Origin of the sequence: Pseudomonas sp. BF-B-30, assembly GCF_019956305.1 — a bacterium.
In the GTDB taxonomy this organism is placed as follows: domain Bacteria; phylum Pseudomonadota; class Gammaproteobacteria; order Pseudomonadales; family Pseudomonadaceae; genus Aquipseudomonas; species Aquipseudomonas jessenii.
Genome location: NZ_JAHBDG010000033.1, coordinates 185044 through 210790 on the forward strand (window position 1 = coordinate 185044; position 25747 = coordinate 210790).

Here is a 25747-nt window from a genome sequence, read left to right on the forward strand (position 1 = left end):
TTGTTCTATGTTCACCTTGAAATCGGTCACCCACAAAAAAACCGCATCGCTGCGGTTTTTTTGTGTCTGTCGAATCGCTTAGACGAACAGCGACAACAACAGGATAAAGCCCAGGCCAACCACGGAGAGGATGGTTTCCATCGCGGTCCAGGTCTTGAAGGTTTCGGCCACGGTCATGTTGAAGTACTGCTTCACCAACCAGAAACCGGCGTCGTTGACATGGGACAGGATCAGGGACCCTGCACCGGTGGCCAGCACCAGCAGCTCACGGTTCACACCCGGAATCATCCCCACCACCGGCACCACGATGCCGGCGCCAGTGATGGTCGCCACGGTCGCTGAACCGGTCGCGATACGAATCACCGCCGCCACCAGCCAGGCCAGCAGGATCGGCGAGATCTGTGCGTTCACCGCCATGTGGCCGATCACGTCACCCACGCCGCTGGTCACCAGCATCTGCTTGAAGCCACCACCGGCACCGATGATCAGGATGATCGCGGCGGTCGGCGCGAGGCTTGCATCCAGCCATTTCATCATTTGGCTGGAACCGATGCCCTGCTTGTAGCCGAAGGTATACAGCGACAGCAGCAACGCCAGCAGCAACGCCGAAATCGGGTGACCGATCAGGTCCATGAATGCACGGAAGATGTTGCCATCGGGCAGCACCACGTCGGCAAACGTCTTGAGCAGCATCAGGAACACCGGCAGCAGCACGGTCACCAGCGTGATGCCGAAGCTCGGCAGATCGGCCGAATCCGATTCCCGCGCCAGTTGATCCACCAGTTCCTGGTTCGGATGACCGGGGATGTGCTTGGCAATGAACGTACCGAAGATCGGGCCAGCGATGATGGCGGTTGGCAACGCAACGATCAGGCCGTACAGAATGGTTTTACCGATGTCGGCACCGAACACGCCAATGGCCAGCAGCGGACCCGGATGCGGCGGCACCAGGCCGTGTACCGCGGACAGACCGGCCAGCAGCGGGATACCGATCTTGATGATCGACACGCCAGTGCGACGGGCCACGATGAACACCAGCGGAATCAGCAGCACGAAGCCGATTTCGAAGAACAGCGGAATGCCGACCAGGAACGCGGCGAACATCATCGCCCACTGCACCTTGTCCTTGCCGAAGGCGCGGATCAACGTCTGCGCAATCTGATCCGCACCGCCTGATTCGGCCATCATTTTGCCGAGCATCGTACCCAGCGCCAGGATAATGCCGACGAAACCAAGCACGCCACCGAAGCCGTCCTGGAACGCCTTGATGATGGTGCCGATCGGCATGCCGGAGGTCAGCCCGAGGAAGGCTGCGGCGATGATCAGTGCGAGGAATGGGTGCAACTTGAACTTGGTGATCAGGACGATAAGCCCGATCACCGTGACCACTGCATCGAGCAGCAGGAACGTCTCGTGGGACATGCCAAACATTAGGGGTGTCTCCTGGTTGTTGTTGTTGTTATTAAAGCGGGTTGATCAGAAGTCGTGAGGACAGCGCTGTCTTTGCGAGCACAGTCATACCGCCTGTTTCAGGCCGTTCGCCTGCCACCACGAATGAGCCTGCGCCGCCAGTTGCTCGACGCTATAGGTCGAAGCATCCAGCGCCAGGGTCAACGGCTCGCCGACGGGCGATTCGAGGGTGGCGAACTGGCTGTCGATCAGGGTCGACGGCATGAAGTGGCCTGGCCGATGGGAGACACGGTCGGCGGCGACTTCGGGGGTCAACTCAAGGAACACGAAGCCCAGGCCCGGCAAGGCACTGCGCAGACGTTCTCGATAGACGTGCTTGAGAGCCGAACAGGTCAGCACCGGGCGCTGGCCCTTGGCGTCGACACGGCGCAGTTCATCGCACAGGCTGTCGAGCCAGCCGGCACGGTCTTCATCGTTCAGGGGGATCCCCGCGCTCATCTTTTCGATATTGGCGGCAGGGTGAAAAGAGTCGCCTTCAATGGCAGTGGCGCCGCTCAAATGGCACAGGGCCTCGCTGACGCACGTCTTGCCGCAACCGGCAACGCCCATGATGACCAGGGCGGTGATGGGATGATTCATGTAACACCTCAGCGCGCAGACAGCGCTACCTTTGCCAGTTATGACACCAGATCAAAAGCAGAAGTTGCCGACGCCTTTCTTGTCATTTTATGGGTTGCAGCAGGTTAGGTCCCAACACCAAAAAGCAAGGATCAGGCGAACCCTCGCTCACGCATTTGCAGCTGCATCGAGACAGCGCTACCTTAGTGCCTTGAATTTTGTTTGGCAAGCCGTCGATGAACACAACCAAGAACGATAAAAATACTCGCACCACTGGCCGCCCCACCCTGAACGAAGTTGCCCGACTGGCCGGCGTCAGCCCGATCACCGCCTCCCGCGCCTTGCGTGGCGTCAGCACCGTGGCCACTGAACTTGTGGAAAAGGTGCAAAAAGCGGCGCTGGAGCTCAACTATGTGGTCAACCCTGCCGCCCGCGCCTTGGCCTCGGCCCAGAGCCAGTCAGTCGTGGTTTTGGTGCCGTCGCTGTCCAACCTGCTGTTCATCGACACCCTGGAAGCCATTCATCGGGTTTTGCGGCCCAAGGGTTTCGAAGTGCTGATCGGTAACTTCCACTATTCGCGCGATGAAGAAGAAAACCTGCTGCGCAACTACATGGCCTATCAACCGCGCGGCTTATTGCTGACGGGTTTCGACCGCACCGAAAGTTCGCGGCGGATGATCGAAGCCAGCAATATTCCTTGCGTGTACATGATGGAACTGGACAGCGCCGCCGGGCTCAATTGCGTTGGCTTTTCGCAACTGGCGGCGGGCGAAACGGCTGCCGAACACTTGCTGTCCCGCGGCCGCAAGCGCCTGGCCTACATCGGCGCGCAGCTGGACCAGCGCACCTTGTTGCGCGGCGAAGGCTTCCGCAAAGCCCTGCAAAAGGCAGGTCGGTATGACCCGGACCTGGAAGTGCTGACGCCCCGCTCCTCCTCCGTCGGCCTCGGCGGCGAGTTGTTCCTGCAACTGCTGGCCAGTCATCCGGATGTCGATGCGATCTTCTTCGGCAACGACGACCTGGCCCAGGGCGCCTTGCTCGAAGCCATGCGCAACGGGATCAAGATCCCCGAACAGGTGGCGATCCTCGGCTTCAACGACTTGCCCATGTCCGAACACATGGTCCCGCGCCTGAGCAGCATCAACACCCCGCGTGAAGCCATCGGCCGTCGCGCGGCGGAGCAGATGCTCACGCTGATGGCCGGCAATACCGTGGCCAAACCGGTGCAGGACATGGGGTTTGAATTGAAGGTGCGCGAAAGCACGTAAGCACGACACACCCGCAGTGAAGTGAGATTTTGTGGCGAGGGGGCTTGCCCCCGTTGGGTTGCGAAGCAGCCCCAAAAACAGCGCCGCAGTCATACAGGTCAAACCCGTGAACTGGATTACGACTGCTCCGCAGCCGAACGGGGGCAAGCCCCCTCGCCACAGGGAAAGCCTCTCGCCCCCGCTCAGTGTTCAATCCTGCGGATCGAGGTTATCCAGCACCCGGTTCACCGCCAGCTCGGCCAGCATGATGATCTGTGCAATCGCCAGCGCCGTGTTGCGATGGCTGCCTTCCAGAAAAGCAGCGAAGTCATTGGTCATGACACTCGCCGAGGCCAGTGATTCACAGGCGTGCGCCAACAACGTTTCGTTATTGATGCCGGGTGAGATGGTGAACATTGGGCTGGGATTGCGTGGGGGGTTGGGCGTGGGTTTGAACATGGCAATGCTCCTAGAGTGATGGAGCTGCCACGATTCGCTGCGATACGAAGGGGTGGCAGCTGTACGCGGGTCGCAGACCGGGACTCTAGAACCCGGTAGACCCGAAGGTCTCCCACGCACAGCCGCCATAACGTGATTCGATCACGAACGGTGGACGCTATGCGTCTAGAGATACCCGGGCTGCGAAACCCGATCGCTGAATTTGCAGCGACACGGAACAATACGAGTCCGGATACCAGGCGCACAAGTCGGCGGATTCTGGCGTAGTCGTAGGTAATTGCGCAAGAAATCACTGTCTGCGGAAATCCTCTGATACCCCTTGCCTACGGACCATTCCTACAGGTTTACGTCTGGTCCTGCGGATCCTGCAGACTTGATGTCAGCCGTCGGCAGGCACACTATGAATTCCCGACGCCATGATTCGCTGACGGAGTAGCAAAATGGAACATGCACTAAAGATTCTCGGCAAAGCCTCGTCCATCAACGTCCGAAAAGTCCTGTGGACTTGCGAGGAGCTGGGTATTGCCTACGAACGCGAGGACTGGGGCAGCGGTTTTGCCTCCACCCACAGCCCCGAGTTCCTGCGCTTCAATCCCAACGCACAGGTTCCGGTGATCATCGATGAAGCCGGCGTGTTGTGGGAATCCAATACCATCTGCCGCTATCTGGCTGGCAAACACCACCACCATCACAGCGAGTTGCTGCCCACCGAACCGGCCGCCCGCGCTCGGGTGGAACAGTGGATGGACTGGCAAGCCACCGAGCTCAATCCGTCCTGGAGATACCCGTTCATGGCACTGGTGCGCAAGGACCCTGAATTCCAGGACCCGCATAGCCTTGAAGTCGGCATCCGTGACTGGAACCAGAAAATGGGCATCCTCGAACATCAACTCGCAACCACCAAGACGTATGTCGCCGGACCACACTTTACCCTGGCCGACGTTGTCATCGGTTTGTCGGTCAATCGCTGGCTGATGACGCCGATCGACCGGCCTGACTACCCCGCCGTCGATGAATATTTCCAGCGCCTGGCGCAGCGTCCGGGTTTCCTCAAGCACGGCTGCAACGGCTTGCCTTGAGGAGCCGCAAAATGCCGCGCTGTTTTTTGTAGGAGCGAGCTTGCTCGCGATGGATGCAAGAGCACCGCGTATAACCAGAAAACACGCGTTATCGTTATCGACCATCGCGAGCAGGCTCGCTCCTACACTGGGTCGGCGTTTTTTGTAGGAGCGAGCTCGCTCGCGATGGATTCAAGAGCGCCGCGTTTCGCCAGGAAACACGCGTAATCGTTATCGACCATCGCGAGCAAGCTCGCTCCTACAGTGGGTCAGCGTTTTTTTGTAGGAGCGAGCTCGCTCGCGATGGATTCAAGAGCGCCGCGAATAACCAGAAAACACGCGTAATCGTTATCGACCATCGCGAGCAGGCTCGCTCCTACAGTGGGTCGGCGTTTTTTGTAGGAGTGAGCTCGCTCGCGATGGATGCAAGAGCGCCGCGTTCAGCCAGGAAACACGCGTTATTGTTATCGACCATCGCAGTTACCGCGACTAGTTCAGTTGCAACGTCGAGTTGAACTGACTGATCGCATCCACCACATGCCGCGAACCCTGCTGGATTTCCAGAATCACCTCCCCTGCCTCGTTCGCCAATTCAACTCCGAGGCCGGTTCGACTCAGACTCGATTGCATGCTCGACACCGCGCTGAGCGACAAATCGTGGTTCTTGCGCACCACCTCGACAATCTCCAGCGTCGCCTGACTGGTGCGCGCCGCAAGGCTGCGCACTTCATCGGCTACCACCGCAAACCCGCGCCCGTGCTCTCCGGCACGGGCCGCTTCGATCGCCGCGTTGAGCGCCAGCAGGTTGGTCTGATCGGCAATGCCGCGGATGGTCTGCACGATGGTGCCGATGATGTCGGACTGTTTGCTCACGGCGTCGATGCTCAGTGCCGCCTCGTTCAAGTCCCGGGAAATGTCCTGGATGATCTGCACCGTCTGCTGCACCACCTCGGACCCCTTGCGCGCGCAGACGTCGTTTTGTACCGAAGTGCTGTGGGCCGATTCTGCGGCGGTTTGCAGGGTGGTCATCTGGTGGGTGATATCGCTGGCGAACTTGACCACCTTGTACAACCGCCCCTTGGCGTCGAACAACGGGTTGTAGGAGGCTTCCAGGAATACCGTCTGACCTTGCTTGTTCCTGCGCTCGAAACGATGGGAGTGATATTCGCCGCGGTTGAGCGAAGCCCAGAAATTCCGGTAGCCCTGGGACTCGGCTTCGCCACGGTGGCAGAACAGGCTGTGATGCTGCCCCACCACTTCGTTGAGCGAGTACTGCATGGTTTTCAGGAAGTTCTCGTTGGCGGTGATGACCTTGCCTTCGGGCGTGAATTCGATCACGGCCATCGAACGGCCGATCGCGGCGAGCCTGCTTTCGTTTTCGTGTTCCTTGTTGATCCGTGCGGTGATGTCGGTGGCCACCTTGATCACACTTTTCACCTGCCGGTCGGGGCCCAGCACCGGCATGTAACTGGCTTCGAGCCAGATCTCCCGGCCACTCTTGTGCAAGCGCAAAAAGGTCCCGCTCAGCGGCTCGCCCCGCGCCAGGTCACGCCATAACTTGGCGTACTCATCGCTGCGGTAATACTGTTCTTCACAAAAGACCCGGTGATGTTTGCCGCGCACTTCGTCAGCGCTGTAGCCCACGGCATTGCAAAAGTTTTCGTTGGCATCGATGACGATGCCGTCCGGAGTGAATTCAATCATCGCCATCGAATGACTGATCGCCGCCAACTTGGCATTAGCCTCAGTCAGCGCGCAACTGAACCGTTCGATTTCCAGCAGGTCAGCCTTGTGATGTAGGTTGAACATTGTCGTATCACCTTCCGCGCGGTTTTTTGATTGATGAACGTTGCAGGTCTTTCAAATCCACCACTACGCTCCGTGGAACAGGCACACGCATCCCTCCAAAAAGAAGGACTAGTCAGGTGATAAATGATGTTCAATCGGAGGGTCCTTACAGCGACACGCTCATCAAGACATCCTTCTCTTGATAGCCCGCATGCGGGCCAGCCCTAACAGATTCACAACAAATTCCATTTAGCGGACAGCTCCTTGCCATCAAGTGTTGGTGCCTTCGATTGCGCACTCTTGCGACCAGACATCGACCACCTCATGAGGGTCGATATAGTTAGTTACACCTGATCATAGACAGCAACCTCGGGCTTGCAAGGCCACTAGTCTGCCACTACTGAGGACAAAATCGGTTCAGCGGCTTGTCGAGGGGGGAAATACTCGGAGAACAAGACAGATCAGCGGTCGGTAGTGAGAGCGGCGCTGGCTGCCGAATTGGCTTAAGGCTGTAGACCATTCGCGAGCAAGCCCGCTCCCACAGGGGATCGGCGGTGACCACAGGTTTTGTGGAAATCACAGATTCAATGTGGGAGCGGGCTTGCTCGCGAATGGTTGCAGCTCAAACACTGCAGAACTTTCAGAACAAACTACAAGCTGGCACTTACCTTGGTGGCCACCTCTCCCGGCACCCAACCCTTCCATACCTGCGGCTGCTCACGCAAAAACGCTTCGGCGACTTCCCGCGGTTTTTGCCGTTTTTCACTCATCTGGCCCAAGGTCTGGTTCAACAGATCAATCGGCAAATCGACCTTTTCAAAGAACGTCACCAAGTCCGGGTACTGCGCCTTGAACGGTGCCGATACGCCGATGGCCAGGCTGGCCGGCATCGAGCGCGTGCCTTTGGGGTTCGGGTTATTGGCATCGGCCAGGGTTTTCCAGGCTTCGGCATCGAACGGCGGCTCGTCGAGTTTCACCAGTTTGAACCGCCCCAGCAGCGGTGTCGGCGACCAGTAGTAGAACAGCACCGGTTTGCCACGGCGAATCGACGAGGCCACCTCGGCATCCAGCGCGGCACCGGACCCCGTGCGGAAGTTGACGTAGCTGGCGGTCAGGTCATAGGCCTTGAGTTTCTGGCTGTTGACGATTTCCGAAGTCCAGCCGGTCGGGCTGTTGAGGAAGCGTCCGCGGCTCGGGTCTTCGGGGTCACGGAACACGTCCTTGTACTTCGCCAGGTCGGCAACGGATTTCAACTCCGGGGCCAAGGGCTTGATGCCGCGCTCCGGATCGCCCTTGATCACGTACTCCGGCACCCACCAGCCTTCGGTGGCGCCTTTGACCGTATCGCCAAGGCCGAACACCTTGCCCTCAGCCGCCGCCTTGACCCAGGCAGGGCTGCGTCCGGCCCACTCTTCACCGATGACCTGGATGTCGTTTTTGGCCAGCGCCGCTTCAAGGCTGACGGTGCTGCCCGGCAGCGTGTCGGTCGGGTAGCCGTAACCTTTCTCAACGATCAGGCGCAGGATTTCGGTGATAAGGCTGCCACTTTCCCAAGTGATGTCACCAAAGTGAATAGGTGCCGCTTTTTCCGTGGCCGATGCCGGGTGGGACAACAGGCTCAGGGCCAGCAACGAACTGCCGAGCAGGGTTTTGATCGATCTCATGCGGACCTCTTGTTCTGGAGGGGACGGTTCAGGGATTGGTTGGCGCTGTGCCGGTCGCACAGGGCTTGGGAGCGGGTCATGTAGTCGCTGACAGAACGCAGGGAGATGCCCAGCGCAGCGGCAATTTGCGGATAGGTCAAGCCGTCGATCCGTGACAACAGGAAGGTCGAGCGGACTTTGCCGGGTAGCCGCTGAAGAGTGCGATCCACACGGGTCAGGGTCTGGGACACCTGGGCCAGTTCTTCCGGCGATTGGGCGTGGATCGACTCGGTCTGTTGCAGTTGTTGAAGGTACTGGCGCTCCAGGTCACCTCGACGCCAACGCTGATAGAGCAGGCGCTGGGCGATGGTGGTGAGCAACGCACGGGGTTCACGGATTGCCGTCAGGCCAGGGGCCTGCAGCAGTTGCACGAAGGTTTCGCAGGCAATGTCTTCGACAGCGGCGGCATCGTTCAGGGACTGACGCAGGCGCGTGCAGAGCCAGAGGTAGTGGACGCGGAACAATCCGTCCACCTGTTTGCGATGAAGAATATCGGCGCCGGACATAAGGGCTCCTGGGTTAGGGGTCGCTGAATGTCCGGTGGTCCGGTGAGGCGAATCCTAGCAAGGAGCCTTATTCATTAATAATACTTAAAACTTATTTTTATATTCGCTAATGGAATTAAAAAGAACACCTGACAGGCCGCTATCGCAAATCCCCATACCCCAGCACCTCGGCCTCACGCTGGTAGTCGAGCACAATCTGATAGTCGCTTTCGTTGGTGGGCAGTACCTCTGGCAAACCGAGGGTTTGGGCAACCTCCGGCAGCTCGCGCAACGCCAGGTTCATCACCTGCAGGAGTTCCTCAGCCTGCTCATCCGTGACCGTCGCGGCAGTAATGAACGGTAAGGCAGGACTGAGCGCGCTGCGGGCAATAACGCGCAAACCGGCCACTTCTTCTGCGGCGTGGCGTGCCAGATAGGCAAAGGTCACGCTGTCGATGGCCGCCAGATCGGCAAGGTTTTCGCGTAACCAGCGCAGGCTTTCGCGATGGCTACCGCTGATCCCGACCTGAGAGAAAAACCGCCCGTCACGTTGCAACGACGCCAACTGGTGGCGCAGCAGATTCATGCCGCTGTTGGAGTCCTGGCCATTGATCACGCCTCGGCTGTCGCGAAACGCCGGCAGGGTTCGCCGTGCATCTTCGATGCGTCCCAGAATCAGGCTGCAATGATTGCCGCCACTGCTGTCCGGCAGCTCATAACGAGGCCGCCCCAGCACCCGGACCTTGCCGCGCAATGCCGTCATCAGCGGATAGCCGCAGGTTTGGGTGAGCAACAAGTGCGGCGACAACCACAAGTCCAGCAGTGACAGGCCTTCGGCATCCCGGCGGGTGTCGCCCAGGTGCTCGAGGATTCGCGTCAGCCAGCGTTCGTTGGCCTGGTGGATGGGGTCGGGGGCGGTGTACATCAGCAGTTCGGCGAAGTGTTGGGTCATCAATATAGTCCCATGCGGCAAATTTCCAATGTGGGAGCGGGCTTGCTCGCGAATGCGGTGTGCCAGTCAACTCAGATGTCGGATGTCCAATCGCATTCGCGAGCAAGCCCGCTCCCACAGGGGATGGTGTTGTTAGCAAATCAGTAAAACGGATGCCTCGGGCTGTCGATGGCTTTGACTCCATGTTCACGCCACAACTGCCCATAACCCCGCACCAGAAACCCGCCGCTACGCGCCAGCCATTGCTCGCGGCGGGCCCTGTAGGCGCGGGGCAAGTCGTACCAGGGCAACCCCGGCAACTCGTGGTGCACCAGATGAAAATTGAGGTTCAGGAACAGCCAGCGCCACGGCCACGCCGCTTCATTGAGCACCGTGCGCTGCTCCGGCGCGGCATGAGGTCGATGCTCATAGTAGGAGCGAATCATGGCGATCGACAGCGCCGGCACACTGATCAAAAACAGGTAATGCCAAACCGGCAACAGGCTGAAGTTCGCGATGAACAGCAGCATCAACCCGGTCATCAAGCTGTGACTCAACCACATCAGCCAAGCCTGGCGCTCGCCTGCCCTGAGGCGTTGCAGCTCTTCACGGGCCAATGCCAGCAAGGCCAACGGTGCCCCCAGGGAAAAACGACCGAGTACGGTTTTGTTCAGCCGATGCAGGCTGCGCACCAGTGGTGAACTGCCCTGCCACTGCCCGGCGCTCAAGTAACGGCTTTCCGGATCGCGACCGGGGATCGTCAGGTCCTCGTCGCGGTGATGCTGCAAATGGCTGTCGCGATACAGGGTGTACGGATACCAGACGGCAAACGGCGCGTAGCCAAGGATTTTGTTCAGGGTTGGCCAGCGCGTGGGATGACCGTGCAGCAGTTCGTGTTGCACGGATAACCACAGCACCAGCAATGGAGTCAGCAACAGCGTGCTCCACCATAAACCCAATCGATGGCTGTTCAACACGATGCCAAACCAGCCGCCATACACACCGATCAACAGCAACCAGGTCGGCCATTCGGTGCGCGCGGTGAAACGTCGGCGCAGGGTTTCGATTTCTTCTTGGTGGGCGCTATCAAAGTAATGGGGCATGGCGTTGCTCAGATCGGGGACCAGTCCCCTTCTGTGCAATGGCCTTGGGAAATCTTGCAGATTATTTTCAGGAGGATCGCTCCCATGTTGCATGGGAGCGATCAATCAACGCGGATCAGTGACCGAATACGCCAACTTTTTTGGCCTTCTTGTCCGCGCGCTTTTCAATGGCGGTTTTCACCGGTTTCTTTTTCGTCGATTTCTTTGAATCCATACCTTTGGACATGATGCGTACTCCACTCATGGGGATGTGAGATCAGGTATACACCTATCCCGGCGCGCGCGTTCTTTTATAATCGCCCGCTTTGCCTACCGACAGTCCAAAACCATGCCCGAGACCCGATACACCCTGCTCGACGAGCCTTTATGGCCATTGATGAACAAGTTCTACCGCGCTCACCAATCGTCGATGAAAGCCGTGCGCGACGCGCAGTTGTGGGTGGCCCGACGTGACCAGATAGTTGCCGCGCTGTGTTTGCGTCCGGTGTCCGGCGGGCATTGGCTGACCGGGTTGTTTGTCGATCCGGCCTGTCGCGAACAAGGGCTTGCCGCCGGGTTGATTGCGGCAGCGGTGAAGGATTGCGAACAGCCGGTGTGGTTGTTCTGTCATCCGGATTTGCGGGGGTTTTATGAGCGGCGCGGGTTTACTTTCGATCCGCCGATGCCTTACGCGATGGTTGAACGGTTGAGCCGTTATGCCCGCAGTAAACCGATGATTGCGATGGGGTTGGCGCCTGCTCAAGCCTGATGAAGGTCAAATGTGGGAGCGGGCTTGCTCGCGAAGGCGGTGGGTCAGTCAATTCAGGTGTTGAATATCAAGCCGTCTTCGCGAGCAAGCCCGCTCCCACATTGGTTTTGTGGTGGATTTGGGTCAGTCGTCCGCGTTGGGGTCCAGGTCCGGGAACATCACCTCGGTGAAGCCAAACTTGCTGAAGTCGGTGATGCGCGACGGGTACAGGCGGCCGATCAGGTGATCGCATTCATGCTGTACCACCCGTGCGTGGAAGCCCGAGGCAAAACGCACGATGGGCTCCCCCTTGGGGTCGACGCCTTCGTAGCGAATCTGCTGGTAACGCTGCACCGCGCCACGCAGGCCAGGCACGGACAAACAGCCTTCGAAGCCCTCTTCCAGGATCGGGCTCAGCGGTGTGATCAACGGGTTGATCAGGATCGTCTGCGGCACGGCCTCGGCATCCGGATAACGCTCGCTGTGCTCGAAACCGAAGATCACCAGTTGCAGGTCGACGCCGATCTGCGGAGCAGCCAGGCCAACGCCCCCCACGCTTTCCATGGTCTGGAACATGTCATCGATCAGCTGCCACAGCTCGGGGCTGTCAAACATTTCGGCCGGCACTGGCGGGGCAATGCGCAGCAGGCGCTCATCGCCCATTTTCAGAATTTCACGAATCATGATCAGGTTTCGTCAATGGTCGGTTTCGGTTGTGAGTGATCGCGGCCCAGCCCCGACACGTGGTGCTTTTCCTCATGGACGGGACCATGCTCGCCAGCCACTTTTTCGCCAGGGTCCTTGCCCTCTCGTGACATGTGCTCGATCACGGCATTCATCTCCGCGCCCAGCAGCAGCACCGCGGCGGAAATGTAGAAGTACAGCAACAGCACGATAATCGCACCGATACTGCCATACATGGCGTTGTAGTTGGCGAACTCCTTGACGTACAAACCGAATCCCAGGGACGCGATGATCCATACCACCACCGCCAGCACCGAGCCTGGGGTGATGAAGCGGAATTCCTGTTTGACGTCGGGCATGACGTAGTAGATCAACGCCACCGCGACCATCAGCAGAATCACGATCACCGGCCAGCGCGCGATGGTCCAGAGGGTGACGATGAAGTACTCAAGGCCGACTTGCGCAGCGATCCAGCTCATCACCTGCGGTCCGAGCACCATCAGCGCTGCGGCGATCAGCAGCATGCCGGCAATGCCGACGGTGTAGATGATCGACAACGGAAAGCGTTTCCACAGCGGGCGCCCTTCAACCACGTCGTAGGCTGCGTTCATCGCGCTCATCATCAGCCGCACACCGGCGGAGGCGGTATACAGCGCAATCACGATACCCACTGACAGCAGCCCCCCCTTGGACTGCTGAAGCTGGTCGATCACCGGGTTGACCTGCTCCAGCGCCTGGGGCGGCAATACGAGTTCCGATTGCAGGCGCAGCCAGGAGAAAAAGTCGGGCAGATGCAGGAAGCCGATCAGGGCGATCAGAAACAGAATGAACGGAAACAGCGAAAAGAGCATTTGATAGGCCAACGCCGAGGCATAGGTCGACATCTCGTCGGCGATGAACTCGGTGACCGTGCGCATCATCACACGGTGCAGGGGCAAGCCTCTCATGTCCGGGAAAATCATTAGCGTCTCCATTCGCCGCATACGGATTTGGGGTGAAGTCGTGGCGACTCAGGGGCTGTTTTCTTTCATCAAGGTAGCCCAGTTGGCGACTTTGAAACAAATTCAGCGTGCAAGTTCAGGCTGACACAAAAACGGCCATCTGAAGATGGCCGCGTCTTCTTTTCATTAAAGACATTTCAATGCAGGAAAGTCGTTACACAAGGTTGACCGGGGGCTTTTGCAGGGAGTTTCATTTATTTCACCACTACATTTCATCGTTCAGTGCAGGTTGCGCTTTATGTTTGCGGGCCAACCCTTGAGAATGCGCAACACATTCAGGCCTTGGCGCTGAAGATCCAATCCCGTAGGAACGTTATGAAACTCGATAAAAAGCAGGCCATTGCCCGCAGAAACCAGGAACTCGGCGGTGCTGTGCTTGGCGTCAACAACTGCCACTTCACCGAATTGAACCGCAACCGCAATATCTGGTGGTTCGACATCCCGGTATCGCGCCTGGCCGTGGGTCAGTACGAGTGGATTCACCTGCTGATGCACACGCCGGACACCGACGAACTGCTGCACCTGAAAGTGCCGACCGTGTTCCTGCGTGAGAAGCTCGAAGGCCTGGTGGTGCGCAATGAAGGCAAGCGCAAGGCGGCATTGAGCCTGGAACTGAGCGCCGACAAGGACTCCTTCCTGCAGGACATGCGCCCGGCAGGCACCAACGTCAACTTCGCGCCGTTTCGCTTGTAGGAGCGAGCCTGCTCGCGATGGACGTAAACGATAACGCGGGGTGCCTGGAAGCCCGCGTTGTCTGTACCTTTTTCGCGAGCAAGCCCGCTCCCACATTTGACCGCATTCCTCCTGGAAGAACCGGATCAAATGTGGGAGCGGGCTTGCTCGCGAAGACGCCCTGACAGCCAACGAAGATTTACCTGCCAATAACAAAAAGCCCCGCATTTGCGGGGCTTTTTGTTGATTACGCGGTGGCTTTCTTCGCGTTGATCTTCTTCAGCTCTTCATCGCGCAATTCACGACGCAGGATCTTGCCGACGTTGGTGGTCGGCAGTGCATCGCGGAACTCCACGGAGCGCGGGACCTTGTAGCCGGTGACGTTGGCGCGCATGTGCTCCATCACCTGTTCCTTGGTCAGGGTCACGCCCGGCTTGGCAACGATGAAAATCTTGATCGCCTCGCCCGACTTTTCGTCCGGCACACCGATGGCCGCGCATTGCAGCACGCCCGGCAGAGTGGCCAGCACGTCTTCGAGCTCGTTCGGGTACACGTTGAAACCGGACACCAGGATCATGTCTTTCTTGCGATCGACAATGCGCATGAAGCCATCGGGCTGGATCAGTGCGATGTCGCCGGTCTTCAACCAGCCTTCGCTGTCGAGGATTTCATCCGTGGCTTCCTGGCGCTGCCAGTAGCCTTTCATGACCTGCGGCCCCTTCACGCACAGCTCGCCGATTTCGCCCAGCGGCTGCTCGACACCGGCATCATTGATGATTTTGCACAGGGTCGACGGTACCGGAATGCCAATGGTGCCGACCTGGATGTGCTGGATCGGGTTCACCGTCGCCACCGGGCTGGTTTCGGTCATGCCGTAGCCTTCGCAGATGGCGCAACCGGTCACCGCTTTCCAGCGTTCGGCCGCGGCCAGTTGCAGGGCCATGCCCCCCGACAAGGTGACTTTCAGCGCGGAGAAGTCCAGCTTGCGGAAGCCTTCGTTGTTGCACAGGGCCACGAACAGCGTGTTCAGGCCAACGAAGCCGCTGAACTTCCACTTCGACAGTTCCTTGACCATCGCCGGCAGATCGCGCGGGTTGCTGATCAGGATGTTGTGGTTGCCCGCCAGCATCATTGCCATGCAGTGAAAGGTGAACGCATAGATGTGGTACAGCGGCAGCGGCGTGATCAGAATCTCGCAACCTTCATTGAGGTTGGAGCCCATCAGCGCCTTGCACTGCAGCATGTTCGCCACCAGGTTGCGGTGGGTCAGCATCGCGCCCTTGGCAACGCCGGTGGTGCCGCCGGTGTATTGCAGTACCGCGACATCACCACTGGCCGGGTTGGCTTCCGCCACTGGCTGGCCCACGCCTTTGCTCAGCACGTCGTTGAACTTGACGGCCTTGGGCAAGTGATAGGCCGGCACCATCTTCTTCACGTACTTGATGACGCTGTTGATCAGCAGACGCTTGAGTGGCGGCAGCAGGTCGGCGACTTCGGTGACGATCACGTGCTTGACGCCGGTTTTCGGCACCACGGTTTCCGCCAGGTGCGCCATGTTGGCCAGGCAGACCAGGGCCTTGGCACCGGAGTCGTTGAATTGGTGTTCCATTTCCCGCGCAGTGTAGAGCGGGTTGGTGTTGACCACGATCAGCCCGGCGCGGATTGCACCGAAGACGGCTACCGGGTACTGCAACACGTTGGGCAGTTGCACGGCGATTCGATCGCCGGGTTGCAAATCGGTATGCTGTTGCAGGTAAGCGGCAAACGCACCGGACAATTCGTACAGTTCACCGTAGGTGAGTGTCTTGCCCAGGTTGCTGAATGCCGGCTTGTTGGCGAAGCGTTGGCAGGATTGCTTCAACACTGCCTGAATATTCGGATACTCGTCGGGATTGATGTCGGCAGCAATCCCAGCTGGGTACTTATCCTTCCAAAAGTCTTCGATCATGGAAGCCCACTCCTCAGCAACGCGAATTCAGCACCGCATTTGATGCGATTATTATTGGTGTTTGGTCATTGGTGAATCTGGCTGATAGAAGGCCGAGAAGTCACAAAGCGCGCCGAGAGTAGCAGCTTTGCCAAGGGTCGACTAGAGCCAAAAGCGGCCTCTACGGTCACATTTGTGACTCAAGACTAGCGATTGGTCATTTTAGAGCAAAAATTCTATACACCTCTGAAAGCCCCGAAATCCGGGGCTTTCGCTTAAACCTGTAGGAGCGAGCTTGCTCGCGAAAAACGTTCGGGCAACGCGATCATTCAGACAGCGCGCGTTATCGTTGACGTCCATCGCGAGCGCGCTCGCTCCTACAGGGATCGGCCATTCACCGATCAGGCGATATCACGCAACTCCCGCCGCAGGATCTTGCCCACCGGCGTCATCGGCAGGGACTCCCGCAGCACGATGTGCTTGGGTACCTTGTACGCCGTGAAGTTCTCCTTGCAATAAGCCTTCAGCTCTTCAAGGCTGACCCCTGCTTCACGGGCCACCACAAACAGCTTCACCGCCTCCCCCGACCGCTCGTCGGGCACACCGATGACCGCACAGTTGGCGACATTCGGGTGAGCCATCACGACGTCTTCGATTTCGTTCGGGTATACGTTGAAGCCCGAGACAATGATCATGTCCTTCTTGCGGTCAACGATGCGCACGAAACCATCCGGGTCGATCACCGCAATGTCACCGGACTTGAACCAGCCCTCGGCATCCAGCACCTCGGCCGTGGCATCAGGTTTCTGCCAGTAGCCCTTCATGATCTGCGGGCCCTTGATGCACAGCTCGCCGCGTTCGCCCAACGGTTGTTCGACACCGTCATCATTGATGACTTTCAGCGTGGTGCCCGGCACCGGCAGGCCGACCGTGCCGATCCGCGACTGGTCGCCATAGGGGTTGGTGCAGGCCACCGGCGAAGTTTCGGTCAGGCCGTAACCTTCGGTGATGCGGCAACCGGTCAGTTGTTCCCAACGCTCGGCGGTGGCCTTGACCAGCGCAGTGCCGCCGGAGTTGGTGAGCTTGAGGCTGGAGAAGTCCAGGGTCTTGAAGTCCGGATGATCCATCAGCGCAACGAACAATGTGTTCAGCCCCAGCAAGGCCGAGAACCGCCAGTTCTTCAGTTCCTTGATGAAGCCGGCGATGTCCCGCGGATTGGTGATCAGCACGTTGTGGTTGCCCGTCACCATCATGCACATGCAGTTCGCTGTGAAGGCATAGATGTGGTACAGCGGCAGCGGCGCGATCATCACCTCCTGGCCTTCGCGCAGCAGCGGTTGCCCGTCGCTGGCCGACTGGCTGAGGCAGGCCCGTGCCTGCTGCATGTTCGCCACCAGGTTGCCGTGGGTCAGCATCGCGCCCTTGGCCAGGCCCGTGGTGCCGCCGGTGTATTGCAGCACGGCGATGTCGTCGAGGCCGACCTTCAACGGCTTGATACCCAGGCCACGGCCCATGCGCAGCGCACTCTTGAAGGAAACGGCCTGGGGCAAGGAATAGTCCGGGACCATCTTCTTGACCTTGCTCACCACCGTGTTGACCAGCCACCCCTTGGCAGCAGGCATCAGGTCGCCCATCTTCGCTTCGATCAGGTACTGGATATCGGTGTCGGAGAGTACTTCCTGGACTTTCTGGCCGAACATGTTCAGGTACACCAGCGCCCGGGCACCGGAGTCCTTGAACTGATGGCGCATTTCCCGCGCGGTATACAGCGGATTGGTGTTGACCACGATCAACCCGGCGCGCAAGGCACCGAACACGGCAATCGGGTAATGCAGGACGTTGGGCATCTGCACTGCGATGCGGTCCCCCGCCACCAGGTCGGTGTGGGCTTGCAGATAACCGGCGAAGGCCGCGCTCTGGCGCTCCAGCTCGGCGTAGGTCAGGGTCACGCCCATGTTGCTGAACGCAGGGCGGTCAGCAAACTTCTTGCAGGAACGCTCGAACACCTCGATCACCGACTTGTAGGCTCCCAGATCGATATCCAGGGGTACACCGGCCGGGCGTTTGTCATTCCAGAAATCAGGTTGCATTGTTCTTGTCCTCTTTGACCTGAATCTATCCGGGGCCACTTTTCTGTCATTTTTCAAAAAAAATGCAAAAAGCGGAGCTTCACGGACACTAGCAGTTATGACGTAGCAGGCAAATATGCCCACGGCCGTCATTGACCGTATGAATCTTCTTGCCGTGGCGTAGGCTGATCAGACGCCCGGCCAAGGATGCGCTATAAACTGCAACGAGCTGTTTGCGACCAGGCAGCCTCATGCAAAGGAACCGCCATGATCCATGACACTTTCTGGCTGACCACGAGCGACCACAGCCGCCTCTTCGTCAACCAGTGGCTACCCGAGGGCAGCCTCAAGGCAATGATTCTGCTGGCCCACGGCATGGCCGAACACAGCGGTCGCTATGGCCCCCTTGCGCAAAAGCTCTGTGACCAGGGCTATGGCGTGTGCGCGCCGGACCTGCGTGGACATGGCAAAACTGCCGAAAACGGGACACTCGGGCATTTCGCCGATGACGATGGCTGGTGCAAGGTCGTGAGCGACCTGGCCAGCCTCAACCAGCACATCGGCCAGCAGCACCCTGGCGTCCCGATCGTGCTGCTCGGTCACAGCATGGGCAGTTACATCGCCCAGGCCTATCTGCTGCACCACAGTGCCAGCCTGCACGGGGCAATTCTCAGCGGCTCGAACTTCCAGCCTGTGGCGCTTTATCGCGCAGCACGGCAAATCGCCCGTCTCGAACGCCTGCGCCAGGGCCGCACAGGACGCAGCGCATTGATCGAATGGCTGTCGTTCGGCTCGTTCAACAACAAATTCAAGCCGGCACGCACACCGTTCGACTGGCTCAGCCGCGATCCGGCGCAGGTCGATCTGTACGTCAACGATCCGCTCTGCGGTTTCCGTTGCACCAATCAACTGTGGATCGACTTGCTCGGCGGCTTGCAGCAAATCAGCAAAGCGTCCAATCTCGCGCAGATCGACCCGGGCCTGCCGCTGCTGGTGATTGGCGGCGAAAGTGATCCGGTGAGCGAAGGCAAACGTCTCAAGGATCTGGCCGACGCGCTGCGGGCGGCCGGCAGCCAGCACCTGCAACTGACCGTTTACCCACAGGCGCGGCACGAACTGTTCAACGAGAGCAACCGCGATGAAATCATCGCCGATGTGCTGAACTGGATCGCACAGGCCTTGAGCGCTCCTCGGCCGCACCGGTCCGAATAGATTTTTTTTGTGAATTTTTTAATTCGTCACAGGAATTGAGACAGATGACCCAGGTTACCAACACCCCTTACGAAGCCCTCGAAGTCGGGCAGACCGCCAGTTTCAGCAAGACGGTCGAAGAGCGCGACATCCAGCTGTTCGCTGCGATGTCCGGCGACCACAACCCGGTACACCTGGATGCCGAATACGCCGCCAGCACCATGTTCAAGGAGCGCATCGCCCACGGCATGTTCAGCGGCGCGTTGATCAGCGCGGCGGTCGCCTGCGAGCTGCCTGGCCCGGGGACCATCTACATCGGCCAGCAAATGAGCTTTCAGAAGCCGGTGAAGATCGGCGACACCCTGACCGTGCGCCTGGAAATCCTGGAAAAACTGCCGAAGTTTCGCGTGCGCATCGCCACTCGCGTGTTCAACCAGCGCGATGAACTGGTGGTGGATGGCGAGGCGGAAATCCTCGCGCCACGCAAGCAACAGAGTGTGACGTTGACCACACTGCCGGCAATCAGCATCGGCTGATTCACCGCATAATAATTGTGGGAGCGGGCTTGCTCGCGAAGGTGGCGTGTCAGTCACTATTAATGGCGACTGGCAGATCGCTTTCGCGAGCAAGCCCGCTCCCACAGGATCTACCGGTTTGGCTTACGAACGTGCACGCGCCTGGTTACGCAGGGCCTTGACCTGATCGTGGTTACGCTGCACGCCGTGGTACTGACGCTCAACCAGGTCGCGAATGCCCACCAGGTTGTGCTTGTTGATTTTCTCCATGGCGTCGCGGTAAGCCTTCAACGCATGGTCTTCACCGCGCTCGGCTTCATTGAGCACGGCCTCCTCGCCCTTGCCGGTGAACATCGACTTCACGTCGACCCAGCGACGGTGCAAGTCGCCGCTGACACTGGTGGAAGTTTCCGGATCGCCACCCAGTGAATGCACGGCAGACTGCAACTCCGCAGCGGCCGTACCACAATCGCTCGCACGATTGATGAACAGGGTTTTTAGTTCAGGGTGCTTGATGTCTTCAGCGCATGTCTTGAACCCGGCCTGACCGTCCTTGCTGGTTTCAATCAGGTCGTTGAGTACAGAAATCGCTTCTTTTTTGATGTCGGTCATTTTTCAATTCCTTACGACGGATGAACGGTGCAAGGAACGTTGCACTCTGCATGCCAGCTCGGAATTGTCTAACTATTCTTTACTTTTCAAATAGTTATCCATTATCAAAAAATCTGTATCCGTTTTATTTGCATGATCTGTCATTTGGCCTGCATGCAGAATGCCTGTATTTTCCAGACTGACTGAATCAAGACGACCGATCGATGAACCCTGAAAAGCTCGAACTGCTGATCACCCGTGAAATGCCCTTCGGCAAATACAAGGGTCGAATCATTGCCGACCTGCCCGGCCCTTACCTGAACTGGTTCGCCCGGGAGGGTTTCCCCCATGGCGAGTTGGGCGGCCTGCTGGCCCTGATGCAGGAGATCGATCACAACGGTTTGTCGGACTTGCTCGAACCGCTGCGCGCCAAACACGGCAAGCCGGCCCCGCGCCACTGAATCACCTACCGAGTACCCCATGCCCGACAACACCCGCCGCGCCCGTGATGAAGCTTTCTGGCGAACCTTTGCCGACCGCTACGATGTCGAACCCGGCCCGCTCAACCTGGAGAACGGTTACTTCGCACGCATGTCACGCACGGTGGTCGAGGAATACCAGCGCAACATCGAACTGATCAACCGCAGCAATTCGGTGTACGTGCGCCAGCGTTTCGAACAGGGCGACAGCCTGAAGATCCGCGCGCAACTGGCCAGGTTGATTGGCGTACCCGCCGACAGCATCGCCCTGACCCGTAACGCCTCGGAAGGTTTGCAGTCGCTGATCCGCAACTACAACCGGCTGCAGCCCGGCGACCAGGTACTGGTTTGCGATCTGGAATACGACACGGTCAAAGGCGCCATGCGTTGGCTGACGCGTAATCGCGGTGTCGAAGTGATCGAGATCGAACACGCACACCCGGCAACCTTCGACAGCTTGCTCAATACCTATCGGGAAGCCTTCGCGCGCTATCCGCGGCTGAAGCTGATGGCCCTGACCCACGTCACCCATCGCACGGGCCTGGTGATGCCGGTGCAGGCGATTGCAGCCGCTGCGAAGGAACAGGGCATCGACGTCATCCTCGACGGCGCCCATGCCCTCGGCCAGTTTGAATTCGACCTGACCGAGCTCGGTATCGCCTTCGCCGGCTTCAATCTGCACAAGTGGATCGGCGCACCGCTGACCCTCGGCTTTATCTACATCGCACCCGAACGCCTGGCCGACATCGACCCGGACATGGGCGAGATGCATTTTCCGCCCACTGACATTCGCGCCCGTACCTCGTACAGCACCCCCAACATCCCGGCGCTGATGACCCTGCCGCTGGTGCTCGAAGAACATTGGGCGATGGGCGGTGCCGCGGCCAAGGGCGCGCGGCTCAATTATCTGCGCAACCGCTGGGTCGCTGCGGCGCGGCAGTTGCCGGGCGTCGAAGTCCTGACCCCGGATGACCCACGCCTGTATTGCGGCATTACCTCGATGCGCTTTACCCGGCATGCCGACCAGCAAACCATGGTCGAGCGCCTGCTCAATGAATACAACCTGTTCACCGTGACCCGCAGTGGCGCGGCATGTGGTCCGTGCATCCGCATTACACCGGGGCTTACCACCACCGCGGCCGACATGGATGTGCTGGTCAGGGCGCTGACCGAACTGGGCTGACCTCAGACGGTGTACTTGTCAAAGTCCTCGGGTTTGATCTGTGTCGACACGGCGAAGGTGTCGATGCCGATGGTCATCTGCCCGAAGTAGCCGTCTTCAGCCGAATCCCGCCCCAGGGTGTGCACACTCAAGGTCGATTTTTCACCGCCCATGGTTGAATAAAAATAGTCCTGGGCGTTGGTCAGTGCCGGCACGGTTCGGCCGCTGTACGGTCGGCTACCGAGCACTGAACGAGAGGCCACTTCAGGCAGGTAAAGCTGCCCGACCCAGGCGACATGCCGTTCTTGCAGATAGTTGTTGCCGGCCGTGATGCGCACGGCGACGTGAATGTGCAATGCGCGACCGGCGTAAAAACCCGGATAGATCGTGGTGAAGCGCACGATGCCCGACTTGTCGGTGAACTGCCCGCCGCGCAGATAGGTATCGTCATCGGTGCGCGGGACGGCGCCGATATCACCGGTATCGACCTCGACGTCCGGGTTGATCTTGCTCCAGCCCGAATAGGCACCGCGGGCATTGCAGTGCCAGATATCCACCAGCGCATCGGGGACCGGCTCGCCGGTCATGGCATCGACAATGGTCAGCCGCAGCACCAACGGAACGCCTTCGGCGCCTTCGCTGATGTTTCTGCGGATCAGTTTGGGGTTGCGGAAATACGGGCCGGCAATCTGTTCGGGAGACAGCAGGTAGACCGGTGCCGGGGGTGCAGCTGAGGTGGTAGCGTCCATGACGTTCTCTCTTCCATAAGATGAACGCAGGCTAGCACCGGTCGATTTTCGTTATGCGGTAACTATGTATCGCATGATGTCCTTGTCCCTGTGGGAGCGGGCTTGCTCGCGAAGGGGGAGTATCAGTCGACATGATTGTTGCCTGACACGCTGCCTTCGCGAGCAAGCCCGCTCCCACAGGTTTCGAGTCGTACCTGTTTGTTCCAGGCAAAAAAAACGGTGCACCGACCAAGCGCACCGTAAAGCCGTAGAACACACAACGAGGTGTAGGGTGAAGCGATCAGTCCAGCAGCGCCAAAGCCTCGGCGGTGCATTCCTGAATGCGGGCCCAGTCGCCGTTCTTGATCCACTCCGGATCAAGCATCCAGCTACCGCCCACGCACATGACGTTTTTCAATGCCATGTAGCTCTTGATATTGGCAGGCCCCACGCCGCCGGTCGGGCAGAATTTCACTTCGCCGAACGGGCCGCCCAGAGCCTTGATGGCCGCGACGCCGCCGCTGACTTCGGCCGGGAATAGCTTGAAGCGGCGATAACCCAGGCCGTAGCCTTCCATGATGCCCGAGGCATTGCTGATGCCTGGCAACAGTGGAATCGGGCTGGCGACGCTGGCTTCCAGCAGGTCGCGGGTGATACCCGGCGTGACGATGAATTGCGAGCCGGCCGCTTCCGCCGCCGCCAGCATGTGGCGATCCAGCACGGTGCCGGCACCGGTCACCAGCTCCGGACGCTGCTCACGCAGAATCTGGATGGCCTTGAGGCCGAATTGCGAACGCAGGGTCACTTCCAGGGCCGTCAGGCCACCGGCCGCGAGGGCGTCGGCCAACGGCAGAACGTCCTGCTCGCGGGCAATGGTGATCACCGGCAGAATCCGCGCTTTCGCGCAAATACTGTCGATCAGGGCAACTTTGTCCGCCATGGAAACGGTCGGGGATGGGTTTGTCATAGCGGCTGTTCCTTGGCTCATGGGCACCAGTAAATCTCTAACGTGGGTTGCAGAAACGCGCGCACCGGCATTTCGGCGACATCGTCACCGGCCAGCGCGAAACTCAGGGTGGTCAGCTTGGACTGACCGGAGATCGACAGAATTTTATGTTTGGCCGAAGCCAGCAGCGCGCGGCTCATGGTCAGGCGCTGATGCGGCACGGTCGGCGCCAGCATCGGCCAGCAGCGACGAACGCCATCAACCTGTAATGCCTCGGCAAGGTTCGGGCTGTTGGGAAACAGCGATGCGGTGTGGCCGTCATCGCCCATACCGAGGATCAGCACGTCGATCACCGGCAACTCCGACAGCAAGCGGTCGGCCTGCTCGGCCGCCTGTTCCAGGTTGGCGCTGGCGCTGTACAGGCTCAGGAACTGCGCCTTGGCCGCCTGGCCTTGCAGCAGGTAACGCTTGATCAGGCCGGCGTTGCTGTCGGCGTGTTCGACCGGCACCCAGCGCTCGTCGGCCAGGCTGATCACCACGCTCGACCAGTCCAGCGCCTGCTTGGCCAGGTGCTGGAAAAACGCCACCGGGCTGCGGCCACCGGACACCACCAGGGTCGCAGTGCCCTGGGCGTCGATCGCGTCGCTCAGTTGTTTCGCCACGTTCAGTGCCAGGCTTTCAGCCAGCAGCACCGGGCTCTTGTATGCATGGGCGCTGACGCCCTGCGGCAGTTTCAAATCAGATATCGCCATACCACGACCTCCCGTCCCGCGTGATCAGTGCAATGGAGCTCATCGGCCCCCAGGACCCGGCCGCGTACGGCTTGGGCGCATCACCGGATTTTTTCCACCCGGCGATCAACTGGTCACACCACTTCCACGCGGCTTCGATTTCATCTTTACGGACAAACAGGTTCTGATTGCCGCGCATCACTTCCAGCAACAACCGCTCGTAGGCATCGGGAATCCGTGCGCTGCTCCAGGTGTCGGAAAAATTCAGCTGTAACGGACCGCTGCGCAGCTGCATGCCCTTGTCCAGGCCTTGATCTTTGGTCATGACACGCAAGGAAATGCCTTCGTCCGGTTGCAGGCGGATAATCAGCTTGTTGCTGATTTGCAGGCGCTGCTCGGGAGCGAAGATGTAGTGCGACGGTTCCTTGAAGTGGATGACGATCTGCGACAGCTTCTGCGGCATGCGCTTGCCGGTACGCAGGTAGAACGGCACGCCGGCCCAGCGCCAGTTGCGGATGTCGGCACGCAGGGCGACAAAGGTTTCGGTGTCGCTCTGGGTGTTGGAATTGGGTTCTTCCAGGTACCCCGGTACTGCCTTGCCTTCGCTGTAGCCGGCGATGTACTGGCCGCGCACCACTTGAGTGGTCAGGCCTTCCGGGCTGATCGGCGCCAGGGCCTTGAGCACTTTGACCTTCTCGTCGCGGATGCTGTCGGCGGACAGGTCGGCCGGCGGGTCCATGGCGATCAGGCAGAGCAGTTGCAGCAGGTGATTCTGGATCATGTCCCGCAGCTGGCCGGCCTTGTCGAAGTAACCCCAGCGGCCTTCGATACCGACCTTCTCGGCCACGGTGATTTCCACGTGGGAAATGTAATTCTGGTTCCACTGGGTTTCGAACAGGCTGTTGGCGAAACGCAGGGCGATCAGGTTCTGGACGGTCTCTTTACCCAGATAGTGGTCGATGCGGTAGGTGCGGTTCTCCGGGAAGAACTGCGCCACGGCGTCGTTGACCTTGCGCGAGGATTCCAGATCCGAACCGATGGGTTTTTCCAGCACCACACGGGTGTTTTGCGCCAGGCCGACCTTGGCCAGGTTCTCGCAAATCGCGCCATACACGGCGGCAGGGGTCGCAAAGTAGGCGATGACACGCTGCGAACTGCCGGCGGATTCGGCCAGGGCCACATAATCATCGGGGTTGAGGAAGTCGACGTGCAGGTAGTTCAGGCGCGCCAGAAAACGCTCGACCACGGCTTCGTCCAGCTCTTTGGCACCGACATAGCGGCGCAGCTCGGAGGTGATGAACGCCAGGTGTTCCTGCTCGCTGCCCGGCTCACGGGCCAGCGCGATGATCCGCGTATCCTCGTGCAACAGGCCGGCGCCGTCGAGTTGATAGAGGGCAGGAAACAGCTTGCGCAAGGCCAGGTCGCCAAGGGCGCCGAACAAGGCAAAGGTGCACGGTTCAACCGTAATCGAGAGCATGATGTTTGTTCTTTTATCAAGTTAAGCTACAAATACCTTTTTTCA

General features: G+C 59.3%; 25 protein-coding genes and 1 pseudogene. 8 read left to right on the top strand and 18 right to left on the bottom strand.

Annotated features, from left to right (window positions below; translation table 11 throughout):
- Positions 1–78: 78 nt before the first annotated feature.
- Positions 79–1431: a GntP family permease gene (locus KGB29_RS18145; RefSeq protein WP_015096544.1), complete on the bottom strand. Its 1353-nt coding sequence runs from the start codon at positions 1429–1431 to the stop codon at positions 79–81.
- A gap of 84 nt (positions 1432–1515) precedes the next feature.
- Complete coding sequence (locus tag KGB29_RS18150; protein ID WP_150813265.1) at positions 1516–2049, bottom strand: gluconokinase; 534 nt, start codon at positions 2047–2049, stop codon at positions 1516–1518.
- 215 nt (positions 2050–2264) lie between these two features.
- Between KGB29_RS18150 and KGB29_RS18155 the strand changes: the two genes are divergently transcribed.
- Complete coding sequence (locus KGB29_RS18155) at positions 2265–3296, top strand: LacI family DNA-binding transcriptional regulator (protein ID WP_057713572.1); 1032 nt, start codon at positions 2265–2267, stop codon at positions 3294–3296.
- Between the two features lie 189 nt (positions 3297–3485).
- Here KGB29_RS18155 and KGB29_RS18160 read toward each other — a convergent pair whose 3' ends face one another.
- Positions 3486–3734 carry a DUF6124 family protein gene (locus KGB29_RS18160; RefSeq protein ID WP_090457380.1) on the bottom strand — a complete coding sequence of 83 codons (249 nt, stop codon included), beginning with the start codon at positions 3732–3734 and terminating at the stop codon, positions 3486–3488.
- Between the two features lie 440 nt (positions 3735–4174).
- Here KGB29_RS18160 and KGB29_RS18165 point away from each other — a divergent pair, with 440 nt between their 5' ends.
- Complete coding sequence (locus KGB29_RS18165) at positions 4175–4813, top strand: glutathione S-transferase family protein (RefSeq protein ID WP_150813266.1); 639 nt, start codon at positions 4175–4177, stop codon at positions 4811–4813.
- Between the two features lie 468 nt (positions 4814–5281).
- On the opposite strand, the gene KGB29_RS28925 is transcribed toward KGB29_RS18165, so the two are convergent.
- The 6 genes and pseudogenes from KGB29_RS28925 to KGB29_RS18190 all read right to left on the bottom strand — a co-directional run bounded on the left by KGB29_RS28925 (position 5282) and on the right by KGB29_RS18190 (position 10802).
- On the bottom strand, positions 5282–5821 hold the full coding sequence (locus KGB29_RS28925) for a methyl-accepting chemotaxis protein (RefSeq protein ID WP_227698141.1): 540 nt from the start codon (positions 5819–5821) through the stop codon (positions 5282–5284).
- Positions 5822–5827: 6 nt separating this feature from the next.
- Positions 5828–6601 (bottom strand): annotated as a pseudogene (locus KGB29_RS28930) (PAS domain-containing protein); the annotation flags it as partial.
- A 629-nt stretch (positions 6602–7230) separates the two neighbouring features.
- Positions 7231–8244, bottom strand: a complete 1014-nt coding sequence (locus tag KGB29_RS18175; protein ID WP_057399024.1) for an ABC transporter substrate-binding protein — start codon at positions 8242–8244, stop codon at positions 7231–7233.
- Positions 8241–8789 (bottom strand): sigma-70 family RNA polymerase sigma factor, encoded by a 549-nt coding sequence (locus KGB29_RS18180; RefSeq protein WP_150813268.1) that lies wholly within the window; start codon positions 8787–8789, stop codon positions 8241–8243. The genes KGB29_RS18175 and KGB29_RS18180 overlap by 4 nt, the downstream gene beginning before the upstream one ends.
- 139 nt (positions 8790–8928) lie before the next feature.
- Positions 8929–9720, bottom strand: coding sequence for a phosphate/phosphite/phosphonate ABC transporter substrate-binding protein (locus KGB29_RS18185; RefSeq protein WP_150813269.1), 792 nt, complete (start codon positions 9718–9720; stop codon positions 8929–8931).
- A 140-nt stretch (positions 9721–9860) separates the two neighbouring features.
- Complete coding sequence (locus KGB29_RS18190) at positions 9861–10802, bottom strand: fatty acid desaturase (RefSeq protein WP_150813270.1); 942 nt, start codon at positions 10800–10802, stop codon at positions 9861–9863.
- A 328-nt stretch (positions 10803–11130) separates the two neighbouring features.
- Here KGB29_RS18190 and KGB29_RS18195 point away from each other — a divergent pair, with 328 nt between their 5' ends.
- Complete coding sequence (locus tag KGB29_RS18195) at positions 11131–11550, top strand: GNAT family N-acetyltransferase (RefSeq protein WP_150813271.1); 420 nt, start codon at positions 11131–11133, stop codon at positions 11548–11550.
- Between the two features lie 123 nt (positions 11551–11673).
- On the opposite strand, the gene def is transcribed toward KGB29_RS18195, so the two are convergent.
- Together def and KGB29_RS18205 are read right to left on the bottom strand one after the other, a co-directional pair.
- Positions 11674–12213, bottom strand: a complete 540-nt coding sequence (def, locus tag KGB29_RS18200) for a peptide deformylase (protein WP_150813272.1) — start codon at positions 12211–12213, stop codon at positions 11674–11676.
- Positions 12214–12215: 2 nt separating this feature from the next.
- Positions 12216–13175: a YihY/virulence factor BrkB family protein gene (locus KGB29_RS18205; protein WP_057713563.1), complete on the bottom strand. Its 960-nt coding sequence runs from the start codon at positions 13173–13175 to the stop codon at positions 12216–12218.
- 354 nt (positions 13176–13529) lie between these two features.
- On the opposite strand from KGB29_RS18205, the gene KGB29_RS18210 reads away from it, so the two are divergent.
- The gene (locus tag KGB29_RS18210) at positions 13530–13907 is read left to right on the top strand and encodes a hypothetical protein (protein WP_057713562.1); all 378 of its coding nucleotides are present in this window, start codon (positions 13530–13532) and stop codon (positions 13905–13907) included.
- Between the two features lie 226 nt (positions 13908–14133).
- Here KGB29_RS18210 and fadD1 read toward each other — a convergent pair whose 3' ends face one another.
- A complete protein-coding gene (gene fadD1, locus KGB29_RS18215) occupies positions 14134–15834 on the bottom strand; it encodes a long-chain-fatty-acid--CoA ligase FadD1 (protein ID WP_150813273.1) in 1701 nt (566 codons plus the stop codon).
- A 380-nt stretch (positions 15835–16214) separates the two neighbouring features.
- Complete coding sequence (fadD2, locus tag KGB29_RS18220) at positions 16215–17903, bottom strand: long-chain-fatty-acid--CoA ligase FadD2 (protein WP_150813274.1); 1689 nt, start codon at positions 17901–17903, stop codon at positions 16215–16217.
- Positions 17904–18149: 246 nt separating this feature from the next.
- Between fadD2 and KGB29_RS18225 the strand changes: the two genes are divergently transcribed.
- A complete protein-coding gene (locus KGB29_RS18225) occupies positions 18150–19094 on the top strand; it encodes an alpha/beta hydrolase (RefSeq protein ID WP_218543259.1) in 945 nt (314 codons plus the stop codon).
- 44 nt (positions 19095–19138) lie between these two features.
- Positions 19139–19609 carry a MaoC family dehydratase gene (locus KGB29_RS18230; RefSeq protein ID WP_007995982.1) on the top strand — a complete coding sequence of 157 codons (471 nt, stop codon included), beginning with the start codon at positions 19139–19141 and terminating at the stop codon, positions 19607–19609.
- A 123-nt stretch (positions 19610–19732) separates the two neighbouring features.
- Here KGB29_RS18230 and KGB29_RS18235 read toward each other — a convergent pair whose 3' ends face one another.
- On the bottom strand, positions 19733–20200 hold the full coding sequence (locus KGB29_RS18235; RefSeq protein WP_150813276.1) for a ferritin-like domain-containing protein: 468 nt from the start codon (positions 20198–20200) through the stop codon (positions 19733–19735).
- A 203-nt stretch (positions 20201–20403) separates the two neighbouring features.
- On the opposite strand from KGB29_RS18235, the gene KGB29_RS18240 reads away from it, so the two are divergent.
- Together KGB29_RS18240 and KGB29_RS18245 are read left to right on the top strand one after the other, a co-directional pair.
- A complete protein-coding gene (locus tag KGB29_RS18240; protein WP_003227425.1) occupies positions 20404–20640 on the top strand; it encodes a DUF3820 family protein in 237 nt (78 codons plus the stop codon).
- Between the two features lie 19 nt (positions 20641–20659).
- Entirely contained in the window at positions 20660–21841 is a 1182-nt protein-coding gene (locus KGB29_RS18245; protein WP_150813277.1) for an aminotransferase class V-fold PLP-dependent enzyme, read from the top strand.
- Positions 21842–21843: 2 nt separating this feature from the next.
- On the opposite strand, the gene KGB29_RS18250 is transcribed toward KGB29_RS18245, so the two are convergent.
- The 4 genes from KGB29_RS18250 to zwf all read right to left on the bottom strand — a co-directional run bounded on the left by KGB29_RS18250 (position 21844) and on the right by zwf (position 25702).
- The gene (locus tag KGB29_RS18250; protein WP_057713556.1) at positions 21844–22569 is read right to left on the bottom strand and encodes an intradiol ring-cleavage dioxygenase; all 726 of its coding nucleotides are present in this window, start codon (positions 22567–22569) and stop codon (positions 21844–21846) included.
- 280 nt (positions 22570–22849) lie between these two features.
- Positions 22850–23515, bottom strand: a complete 666-nt coding sequence (locus tag KGB29_RS18255) for a bifunctional 4-hydroxy-2-oxoglutarate aldolase/2-dehydro-3-deoxy-phosphogluconate aldolase (RefSeq protein ID WP_008050561.1) — start codon at positions 23513–23515, stop codon at positions 22850–22852.
- Positions 23516–23532: 17 nt separating this feature from the next.
- Positions 23533–24246 carry a 6-phosphogluconolactonase gene (gene pgl, locus KGB29_RS18260; protein ID WP_102670323.1) on the bottom strand — a complete coding sequence of 238 codons (714 nt, stop codon included), beginning with the start codon at positions 24244–24246 and terminating at the stop codon, positions 23533–23535.
- The gene (zwf, locus tag KGB29_RS18265; RefSeq protein WP_057713554.1) at positions 24233–25702 is read right to left on the bottom strand and encodes a glucose-6-phosphate dehydrogenase; all 1470 of its coding nucleotides are present in this window, start codon (positions 25700–25702) and stop codon (positions 24233–24235) included. Before zwf ends, pgl begins: the two co-directional genes overlap by 14 nt.
- Positions 25703–25747: the final 45 nt, after the last annotated feature.